Annotated in this window: 11 protein-coding genes; 5 read left to right on the top strand and 6 right to left on the bottom strand. The window is 71.9% G+C overall.

The annotated features are described in order from the left end of the window. Positions 1–89 precede the first annotated feature (89 nt). On the top strand, positions 90–638 hold the full coding sequence (locus ACIQVL_RS09850; protein WP_403430000.1) for a hypothetical protein: 549 nt from the start codon (positions 90–92) through the stop codon (positions 636–638). Between the two features lie 382 nt (positions 639–1,020). Continuing rightward, the gene (locus ACIQVL_RS09845) at positions 1,021–2,130 is read left to right on the top strand and encodes an SGNH/GDSL hydrolase family protein (protein WP_403474961.1); all 1,110 of its coding nucleotides are present in this window, start codon (positions 1,021–1,023) and stop codon (positions 2,128–2,130) included. 448 nt (positions 2,131–2,578) lie between these two features. Here ACIQVL_RS09845 and ACIQVL_RS09840 read toward each other — a convergent pair whose 3' ends face one another. Then, positions 2,579–2,887, bottom strand: a complete 309-nt coding sequence (locus tag ACIQVL_RS09840; protein WP_403474960.1) for a hypothetical protein — start codon at positions 2,885–2,887, stop codon at positions 2,579–2,581. Positions 2,888–3,160: 273 nt separating this feature from the next. Beyond that, positions 3,161–4,345: a magnesium and cobalt transport protein CorA gene (locus tag ACIQVL_RS09835; RefSeq protein ID WP_403429995.1), complete on the bottom strand. Its 1,185-nt coding sequence runs from the start codon at positions 4,343–4,345 to the stop codon at positions 3,161–3,163. 191 nt (positions 4,346–4,536) lie between these two features. Here ACIQVL_RS09835 and ACIQVL_RS09830 point away from each other — a divergent pair, with 191 nt between their 5' ends. Next, on the top strand, positions 4,537–5,685 hold the full coding sequence (locus ACIQVL_RS09830; RefSeq protein ID WP_403474959.1) for a winged helix DNA-binding domain-containing protein: 1,149 nt from the start codon (positions 4,537–4,539) through the stop codon (positions 5,683–5,685). Between the two features lie 37 nt (positions 5,686–5,722). Here the strand turns inward: ACIQVL_RS09830 and ACIQVL_RS09825 are convergent, their stop codons facing one another. Next, complete coding sequence (locus ACIQVL_RS09825) at positions 5,723–6,379, bottom strand: LysE family translocator (RefSeq protein WP_403474958.1); 657 nt, start codon at positions 6,377–6,379, stop codon at positions 5,723–5,725. Positions 6,380–6,456: 77 nt separating this feature from the next. Between ACIQVL_RS09825 and ACIQVL_RS09820 the strand changes: the two genes are divergently transcribed. Together ACIQVL_RS09820 and dmpI are read left to right on the top strand one after the other, a co-directional pair. Further along, positions 6,457–7,323, top strand: a complete 867-nt coding sequence (locus tag ACIQVL_RS09820; RefSeq protein ID WP_403474957.1) for a LysR substrate-binding domain-containing protein — start codon at positions 6,457–6,459, stop codon at positions 7,321–7,323. Positions 7,324–7,460: 137 nt separating this feature from the next. Beyond that, entirely contained in the window at positions 7,461–7,643 is a 183-nt protein-coding gene (dmpI, locus tag ACIQVL_RS09815; RefSeq protein WP_403429988.1) for a 4-oxalocrotonate tautomerase DmpI, read from the top strand. 94 nt (positions 7,644–7,737) lie between these two features. Here the strand turns inward: dmpI and ACIQVL_RS09810 are convergent, their stop codons facing one another. The 3 genes from ACIQVL_RS09810 to ACIQVL_RS09800 all read right to left on the bottom strand — a co-directional run bounded on the left by ACIQVL_RS09810 (position 7,738) and on the right by ACIQVL_RS09800 (position 12,519). After that, positions 7,738–8,529: a S1 family peptidase gene (locus ACIQVL_RS09810; RefSeq protein WP_403429987.1), complete on the bottom strand. Its 792-nt coding sequence runs from the start codon at positions 8,527–8,529 to the stop codon at positions 7,738–7,740. 204 nt (positions 8,530–8,733) lie between these two features. Continuing rightward, a complete protein-coding gene (locus tag ACIQVL_RS09805) occupies positions 8,734–11,535 on the bottom strand; it encodes an AAA family ATPase (protein ID WP_403474956.1) in 2,802 nt (933 codons plus the stop codon). A gap of 144 nt (positions 11,536–11,679) precedes the next feature. Further along, a complete protein-coding gene (locus ACIQVL_RS09800) occupies positions 11,680–12,519 on the bottom strand; it encodes a response regulator transcription factor (RefSeq protein WP_403429983.1) in 840 nt (279 codons plus the stop codon). Between the last annotated feature and the right edge of the window lie 40 nt (positions 12,520–12,559).

The following is a 12,559-nucleotide window of genomic DNA, read 5'->3' as shown; positions in this document are numbered from 1 at the left end:
CGTGATCGTTCGTCTTCGCACACCGATGGTCAACGGTGGACGTGTCTACCAGTGCCAGCGGGATGGAAAGGCTCGTCGAAGGAGACGCCGTGCTGGGACTGCTGGGCTTCTACGACGAACTGGACAACGGCTCCGGCCAGCCGAGCGGATCGATACGCGATGCCGTCCAGCCTGCCGGCGAGCCGGATGAGACCGACCTGGTGGCCTACCTGGACGCCGGCCACGTCCTCATCGACGTCATGGAAGGCGGACGTGACGTCATCACCGGGAGCGCCCACCGGCACTCTCCGGGATGCTCATCCCTGATGACCGACGGTTCCTGGCTGTGGCGCCAGGACTTCCCGCACTACGTGGAAACGCACCATGTTTCGCTGCCCGACGCGTTCATCGAACACGTCCGCAGCCTGAACTACCGTATGCCCGCCATCACCGTCGCGCAGTTCGCTCCGCACTACGACGAGACCATGCCCCTGGTCGGGTGGGCCACGGCCATCCCGTGGCGATCGACTGCGACCATGCTCGTGCCTCAACCACGAGCAGTGACCAGCAAGGCCCAGTTCGACGCCGCGACGCTGGCCCAGGAACGAAACCGGCCGCACGGCAGCTGGGGCAGGCCACGCAAACCGCGCAGAACATAGGCGCCGTCAGCCTAGAGTGATCAACAGCTGAAGTGCCAAGCGGGTAGGTGCATCGACCCGCTGCATCGGAGTCCCGGTCGTGAACCCAGGCGTGATCGACACCGCGTTCTGGCACGGCCAGGCTCACCTGGAAGACCTCGACCGCTTCAGGATGAGGCGGCCTCCGGCACCCAGATCCTCCGGGTGCGGTCCGACAACGTCGGCTGTCTGTAGCACGTCTCGTCGCTGTCAGGGGTTGGCCACCCGGCGCACTCGCCGTGGCCCAGAACCTCAGGACAATACGCGCGGGTGGTTTACCCGGCACACCCGTCCAACGATGACATGCTCTCGCCTACCTTCATTCCGTAGTCACATGACTACTCTGAGTGAATGGAGAGCGCGGATGCGTTCGACGTCCATGGGCCGACTGGCCGCCCTGGCTTTGCCTGCCCGTCCTGGGGGAGCCATGCGGCACCCCGTCTCCCACCTGCGAGCGAGGGCTCTGGTCGTGGGGCTCACGCTGGCGGTCTCCGCGCTGGTGCCCGCGGGCTCCGCCGGTGCGGCCGATCACTATCAGTGGGCCGCGCTGGGTGACTCGTACACCGCCGGCGGGTTCGTCGGGCACCCGCAGCCCCCGCTCGGCGATGCGGCGCGCGACGGCTGTGACCGCACCAGCGAGGCCTACCCCGGCCTTGTCGACCGGGAGTTCGACGAGTTCCCGCCGGGCAAGCCCGTTCACCTGACCAACGTGAGCTGCGGCAACGCCACCATCGCCGACATCGCCACGGCCAAGCAGACGCCGATCAGCCCGGTCCAGCCGCCCACCGGAGGCTGGCCCGCAGTGGACCCGCAGATCCAGCGAGCCAAGCTCAACGACCAGACCGACATCGTCACCCTCGGCGTCGGCGGCAACAGCCTGCCGTTCGGCGGCATGCTCCTCAAGTGCCTCGAACTGGGCGCCACACCCGGCAAGTCCTGCCGCGAGCACTACACCAGTCCTCCCGAGGGGGAGGAGAGCATCCAGGACAAGCTCGCCCGGGTCCAGGACGAGTACATCGAAATGCTGGCCAAGGTGCACGAGGCCGCACCCAACGCCAAGGTGATCACCGTCGGCTACCCGGCCGTCCTGCCGCAGGAGGGCAGTGCCTGCAACCGCCTCTCCCTCACCGAACTGGGCTCGATCAAGCACGCCGACATCGACTGGCTCCGTGACGACGTCCTCAAGCAGCTGAACAGCACGATCCAGCGGGTCACGTCGTTCTTCGGCGACCGCTACGTCGACGTCTACTCCTCCAGCGTGGGCCACGACGCCTGCCAGCCCGCGGGCACCAAGTGGGTCGAGGGAATCTGCGGCGACGCCGAGGACTACTGGCCCGCCAAGCTCGCCGGCACCCTGCTGAACTGCGCTCCCATCAACAAGCGCGTCACCCTGGTCCACCCCAACGCCCATGGCTACGCGAACACCGCCGCTCACGTCGAACGAGCCATCCGCATCGCCCTCCTCGAGCACTGACCAGCAGGCCGAGCCCGACGCCAGAGCCACGGGGCACCTGCGCCCAAACGCGGCCCGGAATACCTGGCCGACCAGCACAAGCGCCGTGGCTACTGCGGGAGAGCGTGAGCCTGGGCCTGTGGTGACAGGCATCGCCGGCGGATGAGCGCACATCCCAGGGTGGGGAAGGCTTCGTGGATGTCGTCGCGGATCTCCCAGCGGATCCTTGGGCGGCGGAACCAGTGCAGGTGAGCGAAGGCGCGTTCGACCGCCCAGCGAACCCCGCCCACTCCGGAGCCGTGAGCGACGCCGCGGCGGGCGATCACGGGTTTGACGCCGCGCTTCCACAGCAGGCGGCGGTACCTGTCGAAGCCATAGCCCCGGTCGGCGTACAGCCGCTGGGGCGGCCCCGTAGGTCTTGGATCGGCGTGACGCATCCAGGAACGGCAGGAGTTTGGGTGACGTCGTGTCAGTTGCCGCCGGTGAAGACTCGCAGCTCAACACTTTCTGAGACGACCAGTAAGTAGAGGGGGCGCAGCACCGCTGCGCCCCCTTTGGCGTTTCGGCCGGTCAGCCGGATGAGGTGCGTCCAGCCCTGATACTCCAGCGCGCGACGCACCCGGTGTTCGGCCGCTCGGTGGCGCCACTGACGATGGGCATGCTCTGGCGCACCGACCTTGTCGAAGTCGTGCACGGCGACCTGCTGGAGCCGGTCGGCCACCGACCGGGCGAGTGTCGTCTTGCCCGAACAACTGGACCTGGTCACCTTGAGCAGCATCCGGCCGGAGTCGCAGCCCACCGTGACCCTTTCGACCGAATTTCCCTGACGACCCCTCGATCCCGGTACTGGCTACTCTCCGTGTTGAATGAGCACCTTGTCACGGCAGTGAGGAAGCCCCGGTCGGGGCGAGTGGGTCTGAGGCTGGGGAGCGCCAGCCGAAGCGGCGCGGGTTTCATTCTCCCCGGATTCTCCCCAGCGGCCCTGGGCGGGGCTTCAGGCGGTCGCGGACGCCCCCGTGATGCCCCGACGCGGGCCCCGGGGGTCAGTTACTCAGAGCCAGTCTTTCCGTTTGAAAATGAAGTACAAACTGGTGCATACGATCGCCATCAGGATGATTGCAAAGGGGTAACCCAACACCCAGTGCAACTCCGGCATCTCCCTGAAGTTCATTCCATAGATCGTCCCCACCAGCGTCGGAGCGAACAGAATGGCCGCCCATGAAGAGATCTTCTTGATCTCCTCGTTCTGTTCGAACCCCGCCTCCGCCAACGCCCGCATCTCCGCGTTCTGTTGCTGGGTGACCAGGGTCGCGTTGACCGTGAGGATTTCGGTGAGGGCCTGGCGGAAGCCGTCCACGCGTTCGCTGATGTGGGTGACGTGGTCGGCGACGTCGCGGAGGTAGCGCTGGAGTTCCTCGTCGGTCTCGTACTTGGTGAAGCCGGCCATCAGGCCGTGCAGCATGCCGACCAGGGGCCGGGTCGCGCGCTGGAACTCGACCATCTCGCGGGAGAGTTCGTAGATGCGGCGGGAGACGGACGGGTCGCCGCGGAAGACTTCCGTCTCGATCTCGTCGATGTCGTTCTGGACGCCCTCGACGACCGGGGCGTAGCCGTCGACCACCGCGTCGAGTATCGCGTAGAGGACCGCCTCGGGGCCGAGTTTGAGCAGGTCGGGGGAGTCCTCCATGCGGCGGCGGACCGCCGAGAGGTCCGGGGCTGCGCCGTGCCGGACCGTGATCACGAAGTCGGGGCCGACGAACACGTGCAGCTCGGCGAAGTCGACCTCCTCCGGCGCGTCCAGATAGCGGGCGGCGCGCAGGACCACGAAGAGCGTGTCGCCGTACCGCTCCAGCTTCGGCCGCTGGTGTGCCTCCATCGCGTCCTCGACCGCGAGCGGGTGCAGGTCGAACTCGCTGGCCAGGGAGAGGAGTTCGTCCGAGGTGGGGCGGGCCAGGCCGATCCACGCCATGCCTGAGGGCGTGTCGCGCAGTTCGCGGTACGTCTCCGCGAGGGTCGCCGGTGTCGACACCCGCACCCCGTCGCTGTACAGCGCCGCCTCCACGATGCTCGGCGGCTCGGCGGGCCCCCCGCCCGACGCGGCCCCTGCCGCAGGCAGCTCGGCCGTGTCGTCCTGCTCCTGCGGCAGGGCGCGGCGCCAGACGGACCTTCTGGTGCCCCGGCCGTTACGGCCGTTCGCGGTGTTCTTCGGGGCCGGACTGGGGCGTCGCTCGGACATCGCGGCCGCCTCTCGGTGGAGCCTGTATCGGCGTGAGCTGTGTGATCCGCGTGGTCGGAGTGATCACGCGTGATCGGTGAGTCTCGTCGCAGGATATACGGGGCATACGGGCCCGGCGGAGGGAATCGAGGGCGGGATTCGGTGAGAGATGCGGACAGGATCTGTCCTCGTTCGGCGTTAGCGTGCCCGGTATGACCAAGCAGCCGTCCGGCCCGGTCCTCGGCACCCGCGCCCTCAACCGCGCAACCCTCGACCGCCAGCTCCTGCTGCGCCGCTCACCCCGGTCGGCGCAGGAGACCGTCGCGCACCTCGTCGGCCTCCAGGCGCAGAACGTCAAGCCGCCGTACTACGCCCTCGCCGCCCGCCTCGACGGCTTCGCCCCCGAGCAGCTCTCCCGGCTGATGGCCGACCGGAAGGTGGTCCGGATCGTCACGCTGCGGTCGACCATCCACACCCACACCGCCGCCGACGCGCTGACCCTGCGCCCGCTGGTCCAGCCCGCACGCAGCCGGGAGCTGACCGCCTTCCGCAAGGGGCTGGCCGGTGTCGACCTGGACCGGCTCGCCGCGCTCGCCCGGGACCTGGTCGAGGCCGAGCCGCGCACCATGGCCGGGCTGCGGGAGGCGCTGCGCGCCGAGTGGCCGGACGCCGACCCGCAGTCCCTCGCCGTCGCCGCCCGCTGCACCCTGCCCCTCGTGCAGGTCACCCCGCGCGGGCTGTGGGGGCGGTCCGGGCAGGTCGCCCTCACCACCGCCGAGCACTGGCTCGGCCGCCCCGCCGAGCCGGCGGCGGCCGCCGAGGCCACGGACGCCGCCGTTCTGCGTTACCTCGCCGCCTTCGGGCCGGCCTCCGTCAGGGACATGCAGACCTGGGCCGGACTGACCCGGCTCCGCCCGGCCTTCGAACGGCTGCGGCCCCGCCTCCTCACCTTCCGGGACGAGACCGGCACCGAACTCTTCGACCTCCCCGGCGCGCCCCGCCCCGACCCCGCGACTCCGGCCCCGCCCCGCTTCCTCCCCGAGTTCGACAACCTGCTCCTCTCCCACGCCGACCGCACCCGCGTCGTCCCGCCCGAGCTACGGGGCCGCGCCTGGCAGGGCAACCAGGCCTACCGCACCCTGCTCGTCGACGGTTTCCTCGCCGGTGTGTGGAAGCTGACGGAGGACGCCCTGGTCGTCGAGGTCTTCGGGCAGGGGCAGGGGCAGGGGCAGGGGCAGAGGAGCTGGGGAGCGGAGCAGGACGCGATCCTGGCGGAAGGCGAGCGGATGCTGGCCGTCCTGCATCCCGGCACCTCCTACGACATCCGGTTCGGGGCCGTCGTACCCCGGGCCGGCCGGTGATCCGTCCGGCCGGTGAACGGCTGCGGCCGGTGGCTGTTCAGTCCGCCCGGCCCGTCACCGCCACCGTCACGCCCAGCCCGATCATCGTGACGCCGCCCGCGCCGCCGATCAGCGACAGGCGGCGGTCCGACCGGGCGAACCAGGTGCGGGCCGCGGACGCCGTCAGGCCCCACAGCGTGTCGGTGACCAGGCCGATGGAGATCGGGACCAGGCCGAGCAGCAGCATCTGAAGGGGGACACGGCCCGCCGAGTGGTCGACGAACTGGGGGAGGACGGCGGCGAAGAAGACCACGCCCTTGGGGTTCGTGGCACCCACCAGGGCGCCGTCCAGGACCGTGCGCAGATCGCCGCGGGGTTCGCCCGCCGGGGCCCGCCGGACCGCGGCCGCCGTCAGCCGCCTGCGGTGCCGGACGGCCTGCACGCCCAGGTACACCAGGTAGGCCGCGCCGAGCAGCTTGACCGTCAGGTACACCGTCACCGACCGCTCCACCAGCGGGCCGATGCCGACCGCGACCGCCACCACCAGCAGATACGAGCCGAAGACGTTGCCGATCGCGGTGGCCACGGCGGTGCGGCGGCCGTGGGCGAGCGCCCGGCCGATCACGAACAGCACGCTCGGCCCCGGGATCGCGATGACCAGCAGTGACATCGCGGCGAACGCCAGGACCCGGTCCGTCGACACCGTGTGCAGCATCTGCACCATCCCTCCCGCGACACCCGTAAGGAGTCCATTGAAACAGCGTGTTCGGACCGGGCTCTAGAGTCGGGGCCATGGAACTGCGGCAGCTCAGCTACTTCGTCGCCGTCGCCGAGGAGCTGCACTTCGGGCGGGCCGCCGGCCGTCTGCACATCGTGCAGTCGGCGGTCAGCCAGCAGATACAGCGTCTTGAACGGGAGTTGGGCGCCGAGCTGTTCGACCGCTCGCCGCGCCGGGTCCGGCTCACCGGTGCGGGGGAGCGGCTGCTGCCCGAGGCGCGGGCGGTGCTGGCGGCGGCCGAGCGGGCACGGGCCGTGGTCGCCCCGCCGGCCGGGCTGCGGGTCGGCACGAGTACCGGACTCGGTGCGCATCTGGACCGGGTGCTGGCCGCGTTCGCGCGCCGCGCGCCGGACGTGCCCGTCGAGCTCTTCGCACTGCCGGCCGCCGAACGCCTCGCCCGGGTCGCGGGCGGCGGGCTGGACGCCGCCTTCGTCCGGGCCGTGGAGCCCGTGCCCGGGGTGCGGGTCCATCCGCTGTGGCCCGACCCCCTGGTGGCCGCCGTCCCCGCCGGTCACCCCCTCGCCCGCCGCGCCGAGATCGGCGTCGAGGAGCTGGCGGGCCTGCCCCTCGCGCTCACCGAGCGCCGCACCAACCCCGCCCTCGCCGACCTGGTCGTCGGCGCCTGCCGCGAGGCCGGCTTCGAGCCGCTGCCCGGACCGTCGCCCGGCTCGCTCCAGGACACCCTCGCCGGCATCGGCACCCGCCCGCTGTGGACGGTCGTGTACGCGTCCCACGCGCGCGTGCTGCACAGCCCCCGGGTGGCCTTCGTACCGTTCCGCGCTCCGGGCCTTGCCCTGCCGACGGGTCTCGCCGTGCCTGCCGCCCCGCTCTCCCCGCACCTGGCCACTCTGCTGCTGGCCTGCGACGATCACGGAATCTGATCGCTGCGGTCGCGATCTGCTTCTTGGCCGCGGACGCCCGGCGCGATGGACTGGACCCGTCGAACAGGGCCGAACGGGACCCCGGGCCGGACTCCGGACGGGACCCCGAACGGGCCACCCACCGAAGGAGTCCAGCGATGCCGATCGTCACCGTCCAGCAGGGCCCCCGCGACCCCGAACTCAAGCGGGATCTCGTCCGGCGCGTCACCGACGCGTTCGTCGAGGCGTACCGGATCCCCGCCGAGACCGTGCAGGTCTGGATCCACGAGGTCCCGGCCGACAGCTGGGGCGCCGCGGGGCAGCTCACCGCGGACAAGTAGGCGCAGGCATGGATAGGGGGCGCTGCGGGCTGCTCGTGGTAGCCCGCAACGCCCCCTGGTCACTCACCCGAGTGATACTCGGGAGGCCTTCTGGTTACGAGTTGACCTGCGCGGTCACCAGGTTCGAGAAGGTGGTCAGCCGGGTGTAGACACCCGGGTAACCGGCCTCCGCGCACCCCTCTCCCCAGGAAGTGATCCCTGCCAGGACGCCCCCGATGAGCAGGGGACCGCCGCTGTCGCCCTGGCAGGTGTCTGTGCCGCCGGACGTGTATCCGGCGCAAACCATGTCGGTCTGGACGAAGTCCGAACCGTAGGAGCTCTTGCAGCTGGAGTCGGACACGATCGGGACGGTCGCGGTCCGCAGCTGGTTGGAGGAGCTGCCGTTCTCCGAGGTGGTGCCCCAGCCGAGGATGCGGGCCGTGGTGCCGGCCGCGTACACGCTCGTCTGGGAGGACGTCACGTACGACGCCGGGGTGTACGACATCGCGGTCGACAGCGTCAGGACGGAGACGTCGTCGCCGTTGGTGGCATCCGTGTAGTCCGGGTTGATCCAGATCTTGCTGACCTTGCTGACCGTGCCGTTGGTGCCGTTGAGGTACGTGCGGCCGCCGACCACGCGGACGCTGCTCGTCGACTCGCCCTCCATGCAGTGGGCGGCCGTCACCACCTTGGTGGCCGACACCAGGGTGCCGCCGCAGAACTGGCTGCCGGACGCGTCCGTGATCTGCATCATGAACGGGTACGCGGTCGTCGTGGTGGTCGTTCCGCCGACGATCGGCTGGGGGGCTGCTGACGCGGTGGGGGACGCGATCAGCGCGGTCGCCGCGGCGGCGGCGGTGGCCACCAGGACTGCGGCTGACTTTCTTGCGCGGTGGTGCCCGAACATGAGTCTCCTCAGTGGGGGTTGCCGGTGGGGGTCGCGCGGGTGTGGGGGGTGCAGCACGGGGGTCGCGGGACCGACCCCCGTATGCCCGGGCGAGCGGCACATCCATAAGCTAGGACCCGGAACCCCACCCTCCCAATGAGGGAACCCCCTAGGGGGATGGCGGAGGGAAAACCCTCGGTCCGCCTCAGTTAACCGGGAGCGCTCTCACTTCGCGCGTCGCCCCGCGGCCAAACGGACTATGTCCACGCGCGATCGGATGCCCAGCTTGCGGTAGACCCGGGTGAGCGTGGCCTCGACCGTCTTGACGCTGATGAACAGCCGGGCGGCGATCTCCCGGTTGGTGGCGCCCTCCATGACCAGCGCGGCGACCTGACGCTCCATCGCGGCAAGACCGTCCAGGGCGTCCAGCGCGGCGGGTGCCTCGACCGGCGGCTCCGGCGCGGAGACGGCCTCGTCCACCTGCCGCAGCCACGGTAGCGCGCGGCACCGCCGGAACAGCCGGGTGGCCTCGTCGAACGCCGTGGGGGAGCGCCGCTCGCGCAGCGCCGCCAGGGCGAACGCGGCCCGCGCCTCCTCCAGGCCGTAGCCCAGTTTGGCGAACCGGTCCTGAGCCGAGGTCAGCAGGGTGACGGCCGCGTCGCGTTCCCCGTGCGCGGCCCGGACCAGCGCCTCGGCCCGGTCGAGCGCGGCGAGGACACTCTCCCGGCCGAGTCTGAGCGCGTGCTGACGGGTGACGTCGATGACGTCCTGCGCCTCGGCGGGTTCACCCACCCGGACGAGTGCCTCGGCGAGGTCGCCCTGCCAGCGGCCGCGGGCCGGGTCGGTGATGCCGAGGCTCTGCTCCAGTTCCCGTACCCGGCGCAGCGAGCGGACCGTGCCCGCCGGGTCGCCTGCCACCAACTGGGCGTATCCGAGGGCGCCCAGGGCCCGGGACAGGTACATGGTGTCGCCGTCCTGCTCGGCGTGCTGCACCGCCTCCCGGGCCAGTGCCAGGCCCCGGTCGACGTCGCCGCCGGACGCCTCGGCCAGCGAGGTGAGCATCGCGGAGGCGGTCTCGCCGATCCCGGAGTCGTGGGCGAGGTGCAGGCCCTCCCGGGCCAGGTCGAGGGCCCGGCCGCAGTGCCCGGAGCGCAGCTCGGTCTCGGCGAGGCCGCGCAGGAAGTGCACCTCGCTCTCCACCTGCCCGCGCCGGCGGACCTCGCGCAGCAGCGCGGTGACGGTGGCCCGCGCCTCGGCCAGCTGGTCGCCCATCACCAGCCAGCGGAACCTGGCGCTGCCCGCTCCGTTGTGGTGGCAGGCCACGTTCGGGTCCTGGGGCTCCTTCAGGGCGCGCTTGATGGTGGCGGGTGCCGCCGGATGGCCCATCAGGGTCTCGACCTGGGCCTGGAGGGAGAGTGCGAGGAGTTCGGTGCGCCGGTCGCCGCCCTCCGCCGCGAGGTCGGCGGAGTGTGCCGCCGCCTGCCGGGCCTCGGTGAAGTCGCCGCCCACGATCAGCGCCCGCCAGGCCAGCTGGTAGTGGACCTTGCCGAGCAGCCGCGGGTCGTCGCCGGCGTCGGCGAGGGCGTGCGGGAAGGCCGCGTCCACCTCGGTCATGGTGTGGCCCGCGCAGTCGATGACCTGGATCCAGGCCCGCACCCGGTCCACCGGACGGGTGGCCCGGGTGAGCACCTCGCGGGCGATGTCCTGGGCGAGGTCGATCTCGCCCCCGCTGATGGCGTCCTCGGCGGCCTGGAGCCGGCGTTCGTCCGGGGTGGGCGTGCTGTCGCCGGGGGTGTGCCGGGCGGCGAGCAGGCCGATCTGCGCGGCCACCGAGGGGGCGCCCCGGTCCCGGGCCTCGGTCGCGGCCTCGGCGAGCCGGTCGGCGACCTCCGGATCGGTGCCGGTGGTGGCCAGCGCCAGGTGCCGGGCCCGCTCGATCGGGTCGGAGGCGGCCGTGGACAGCGCGGCGTGCGCGGCCCGGCGCTCCTGGGCGGGCGCCTCCGCGTACAGCGCGGCGGAGATGAGGGGGTGCGCGAACCGTACGGCGGGCCCCTCCGGCTCGGTGGCCAGCAGCCCCAGTTCGGCCGCCTGGGCGCACTCGGCCTCGGCGTTCTCCCGGCCTGCCGCGTGCAGCAGGGCGTGGGTGGGGCGGGCGCCGGCGCTGGCCACCAGCAGGGTGCGGCGGGCCTCGACGGAGAGCATGTCGAGGCGGCTGAGCACCAGGGCGCGCAGCGAGGTCGGCACCGGCAGCGGCTCGCCGGGCCGGGGCGGGGTCGGGTTCTCGGCGAGGGCGCGGCCGAGTTCGAGGGCGAACAGCGGGTTGCCGCCGCTGGTGCGGTGGATCTCGCGGACCGTGGACCGGCTCAGCCCGGTGTGGCCGCGGTGGTCGAGGAGTTCGGAGACCTGCCTGCGGTTCAGCGCGCCGAGGCGGACGGCGACGGTGTCCGGGGGCGACGCGCGTAGGTGGCGGTCGTACTCCTGGCCCTCGGTGCGGACCGCGCTGAGCAGCTGGACCGGGGTGCCGCCGAGGCGGCGGGCGGCGAAGCCGAGGAGTTCGGCGCTGGCCGGATCCAGCCACTGGAGGTCGTCGGCGACGATCAGTACGGGTCCCTCGGCGGCCAGTACGCGCAGCGTGGACAGCACGGCCAGGCGCAGGGCGAGGCCGTCGCGCTGGAGGGTGGACTCGCCGCGGCCGGTCAGTGCCGACTCCAGGGCGGTGCGCTGGGCGCCGGGCAGGTGGGCGGAGACGTCGTCGAGGACCAGGCCGAAGAGGTCGGCGAGGGCGAGGAACGGAAGATGGGATTCGGACTCGGTGGCCGAGCAGCGCAACACGGTGCGGGCGGTACCGGAGTATTCCGCGTCCAGCGCCCGCAGGACGGTCGATTTTCCTATTCCGGCGGGCCCGTGCAGGAGGACGCTGCCCCCCGAGGAGAGCTGCTCCCGGGCGGCCGCGAACAGCTCCGCCCGGCCGATGACCAGGTCGGGGCGGCATCTGGCAGGCTCCTGGAAGTCCCGTCGCACGGTCACCGCTCCCCTCGTGTGTCGTGTCCGGGCCAAATTCTAGGCAATGAACCCTGAAATCCGGCCGAACGGCATGGTGAGGGAAATAACAGGGGCTTCGCATATGGCAATTCAGTGCGCGTCCGCATGAATGGAATGGGTCCCCTCCGGCTATGGCAACACCCCCGTCCGACGAGCCGCCGACACCGCCTCCCCCCGGGTGTGCGCGCCCAGCTTCCGCATCGCCGAGCGCAGGTAGCCCTTGACCGTCTCGGGCCGCAGCCCCAGCCGCTCGGCCACCACCGCGTTGGTCGCCCCGGCCGCCACCCATGCCAGCACGTCCAGTTCCCGCGGCGCCAGCACCGCCTCGGCCGCCGGATGCGGCGCCGGCGCGGTCAGCAGCCCGCAGGCGGCGAGCAGTTCGGCGCGCAGCTCCGGGTCGGTGATCCGCGGCGCCAGGGCGCGCAGCGCGGCGTGCGCCTCCCGCACCTGCTCCCAGGCGGCCCCCGGATCCGGTACGGCGGCCGGTGCCGGCCGCGCCGCCGCCAGCAGGCCCCTGGCCTCGTCCTGCACGAGCAGCGCCTGCTCCACGTCCCGGGCCGCCGCCACCGCCGCGCCCAGCGTGCGGTCGCCCAGCGGCTGGGCGGAGCGCAGCGCGCCGTACAGCACGCCCCGCACCCGGCGCCGGACCACCACCGGTACCGCGAGCACCGAGCGCAGGCCCTCGGCCGCCACCGGGATGTCGTACTCGTGACTGATCTGCTGCGAGGCCGAGTAGTCGACGACCGCGCAGGGGCGGGCCAGGGCGACCGCCTTCCCGCCCAGGCCGTTCCCCGAGGTGACCGCGAGCGAGCGCAGCGACGCCGTGTTGGTGCCGGTCAGCTCGCTGATCCGGACCTGTGTCCGGCCCGCCTCGACCAGCCCGCCGAAGGCGATCGGAAGCCCGGTGGTGCGCCGGAGTCTGGACAGCGCACCACGTATCTCCACCGCCCCCGCGACCTCAGCTGCCACCTGTCCTGCCCCTTCGACCCCGGCCTTGTGCGGTCCACAC

Origin of the sequence: Streptomyces sp. NPDC090499 (assembly GCF_044769305.1) — a bacterium.
Taxonomy (GTDB): Bacteria; Actinomycetota; Actinomycetes; order Streptomycetales; family Streptomycetaceae; genus Streptomyces.
The sequence above is the reverse complement of the archived record's forward strand: the minus strand, read 5'-3'. Positions and strand labels throughout refer to the sequence as shown.

What these genes read in the sequence shown, in the direction of transcription:
- ACIQVL_RS09825 (WP_403474958.1), bottom strand. Translation starts at nt 6,379, where the DNA reads ATGCTGCACACGGTGTCGACGGACCGGGTCCTGGCGTTCGCCGCGATG.
- ACIQVL_RS09840 (WP_403474960.1), bottom strand. Translation starts at nt 2,887, where the DNA reads ATGCTGCTCAAGGTGACCAGGTCCAGTTGTTCGGGCAAGACGACACTC.
- ACIQVL_RS09810 (WP_403429987.1), bottom strand. Translation starts at nt 8,529, where the DNA reads ATGTTCGGGCACCACCGCGCAAGAAAGTCAGCCGCAGTCCTGGTGGCC.
- ACIQVL_RS09845 (WP_403474961.1), top strand. Translation starts at nt 1,021, where the DNA reads ATGCGTTCGACGTCCATGGGCCGACTGGCCGCCCTGGCTTTGCCTGCC.
- dmpI (WP_403429988.1), top strand. Translation starts at nt 7,461, where the DNA reads ATGCCGATCGTCACCGTCCAGCAGGGCCCCCGCGACCCCGAACTCAAG.
- ACIQVL_RS09830 (WP_403474959.1), top strand. Translation starts at nt 4,537, where the DNA reads ATGACCAAGCAGCCGTCCGGCCCGGTCCTCGGCACCCGCGCCCTCAAC.
- ACIQVL_RS09820 (WP_403474957.1), top strand. Translation starts at nt 6,457, where the DNA reads ATGGAACTGCGGCAGCTCAGCTACTTCGTCGCCGTCGCCGAGGAGCTG.
- ACIQVL_RS09835 (WP_403429995.1), bottom strand. Translation starts at nt 4,345, where the DNA reads ATGTCCGAGCGACGCCCCAGTCCGGCCCCGAAGAACACCGCGAACGGC.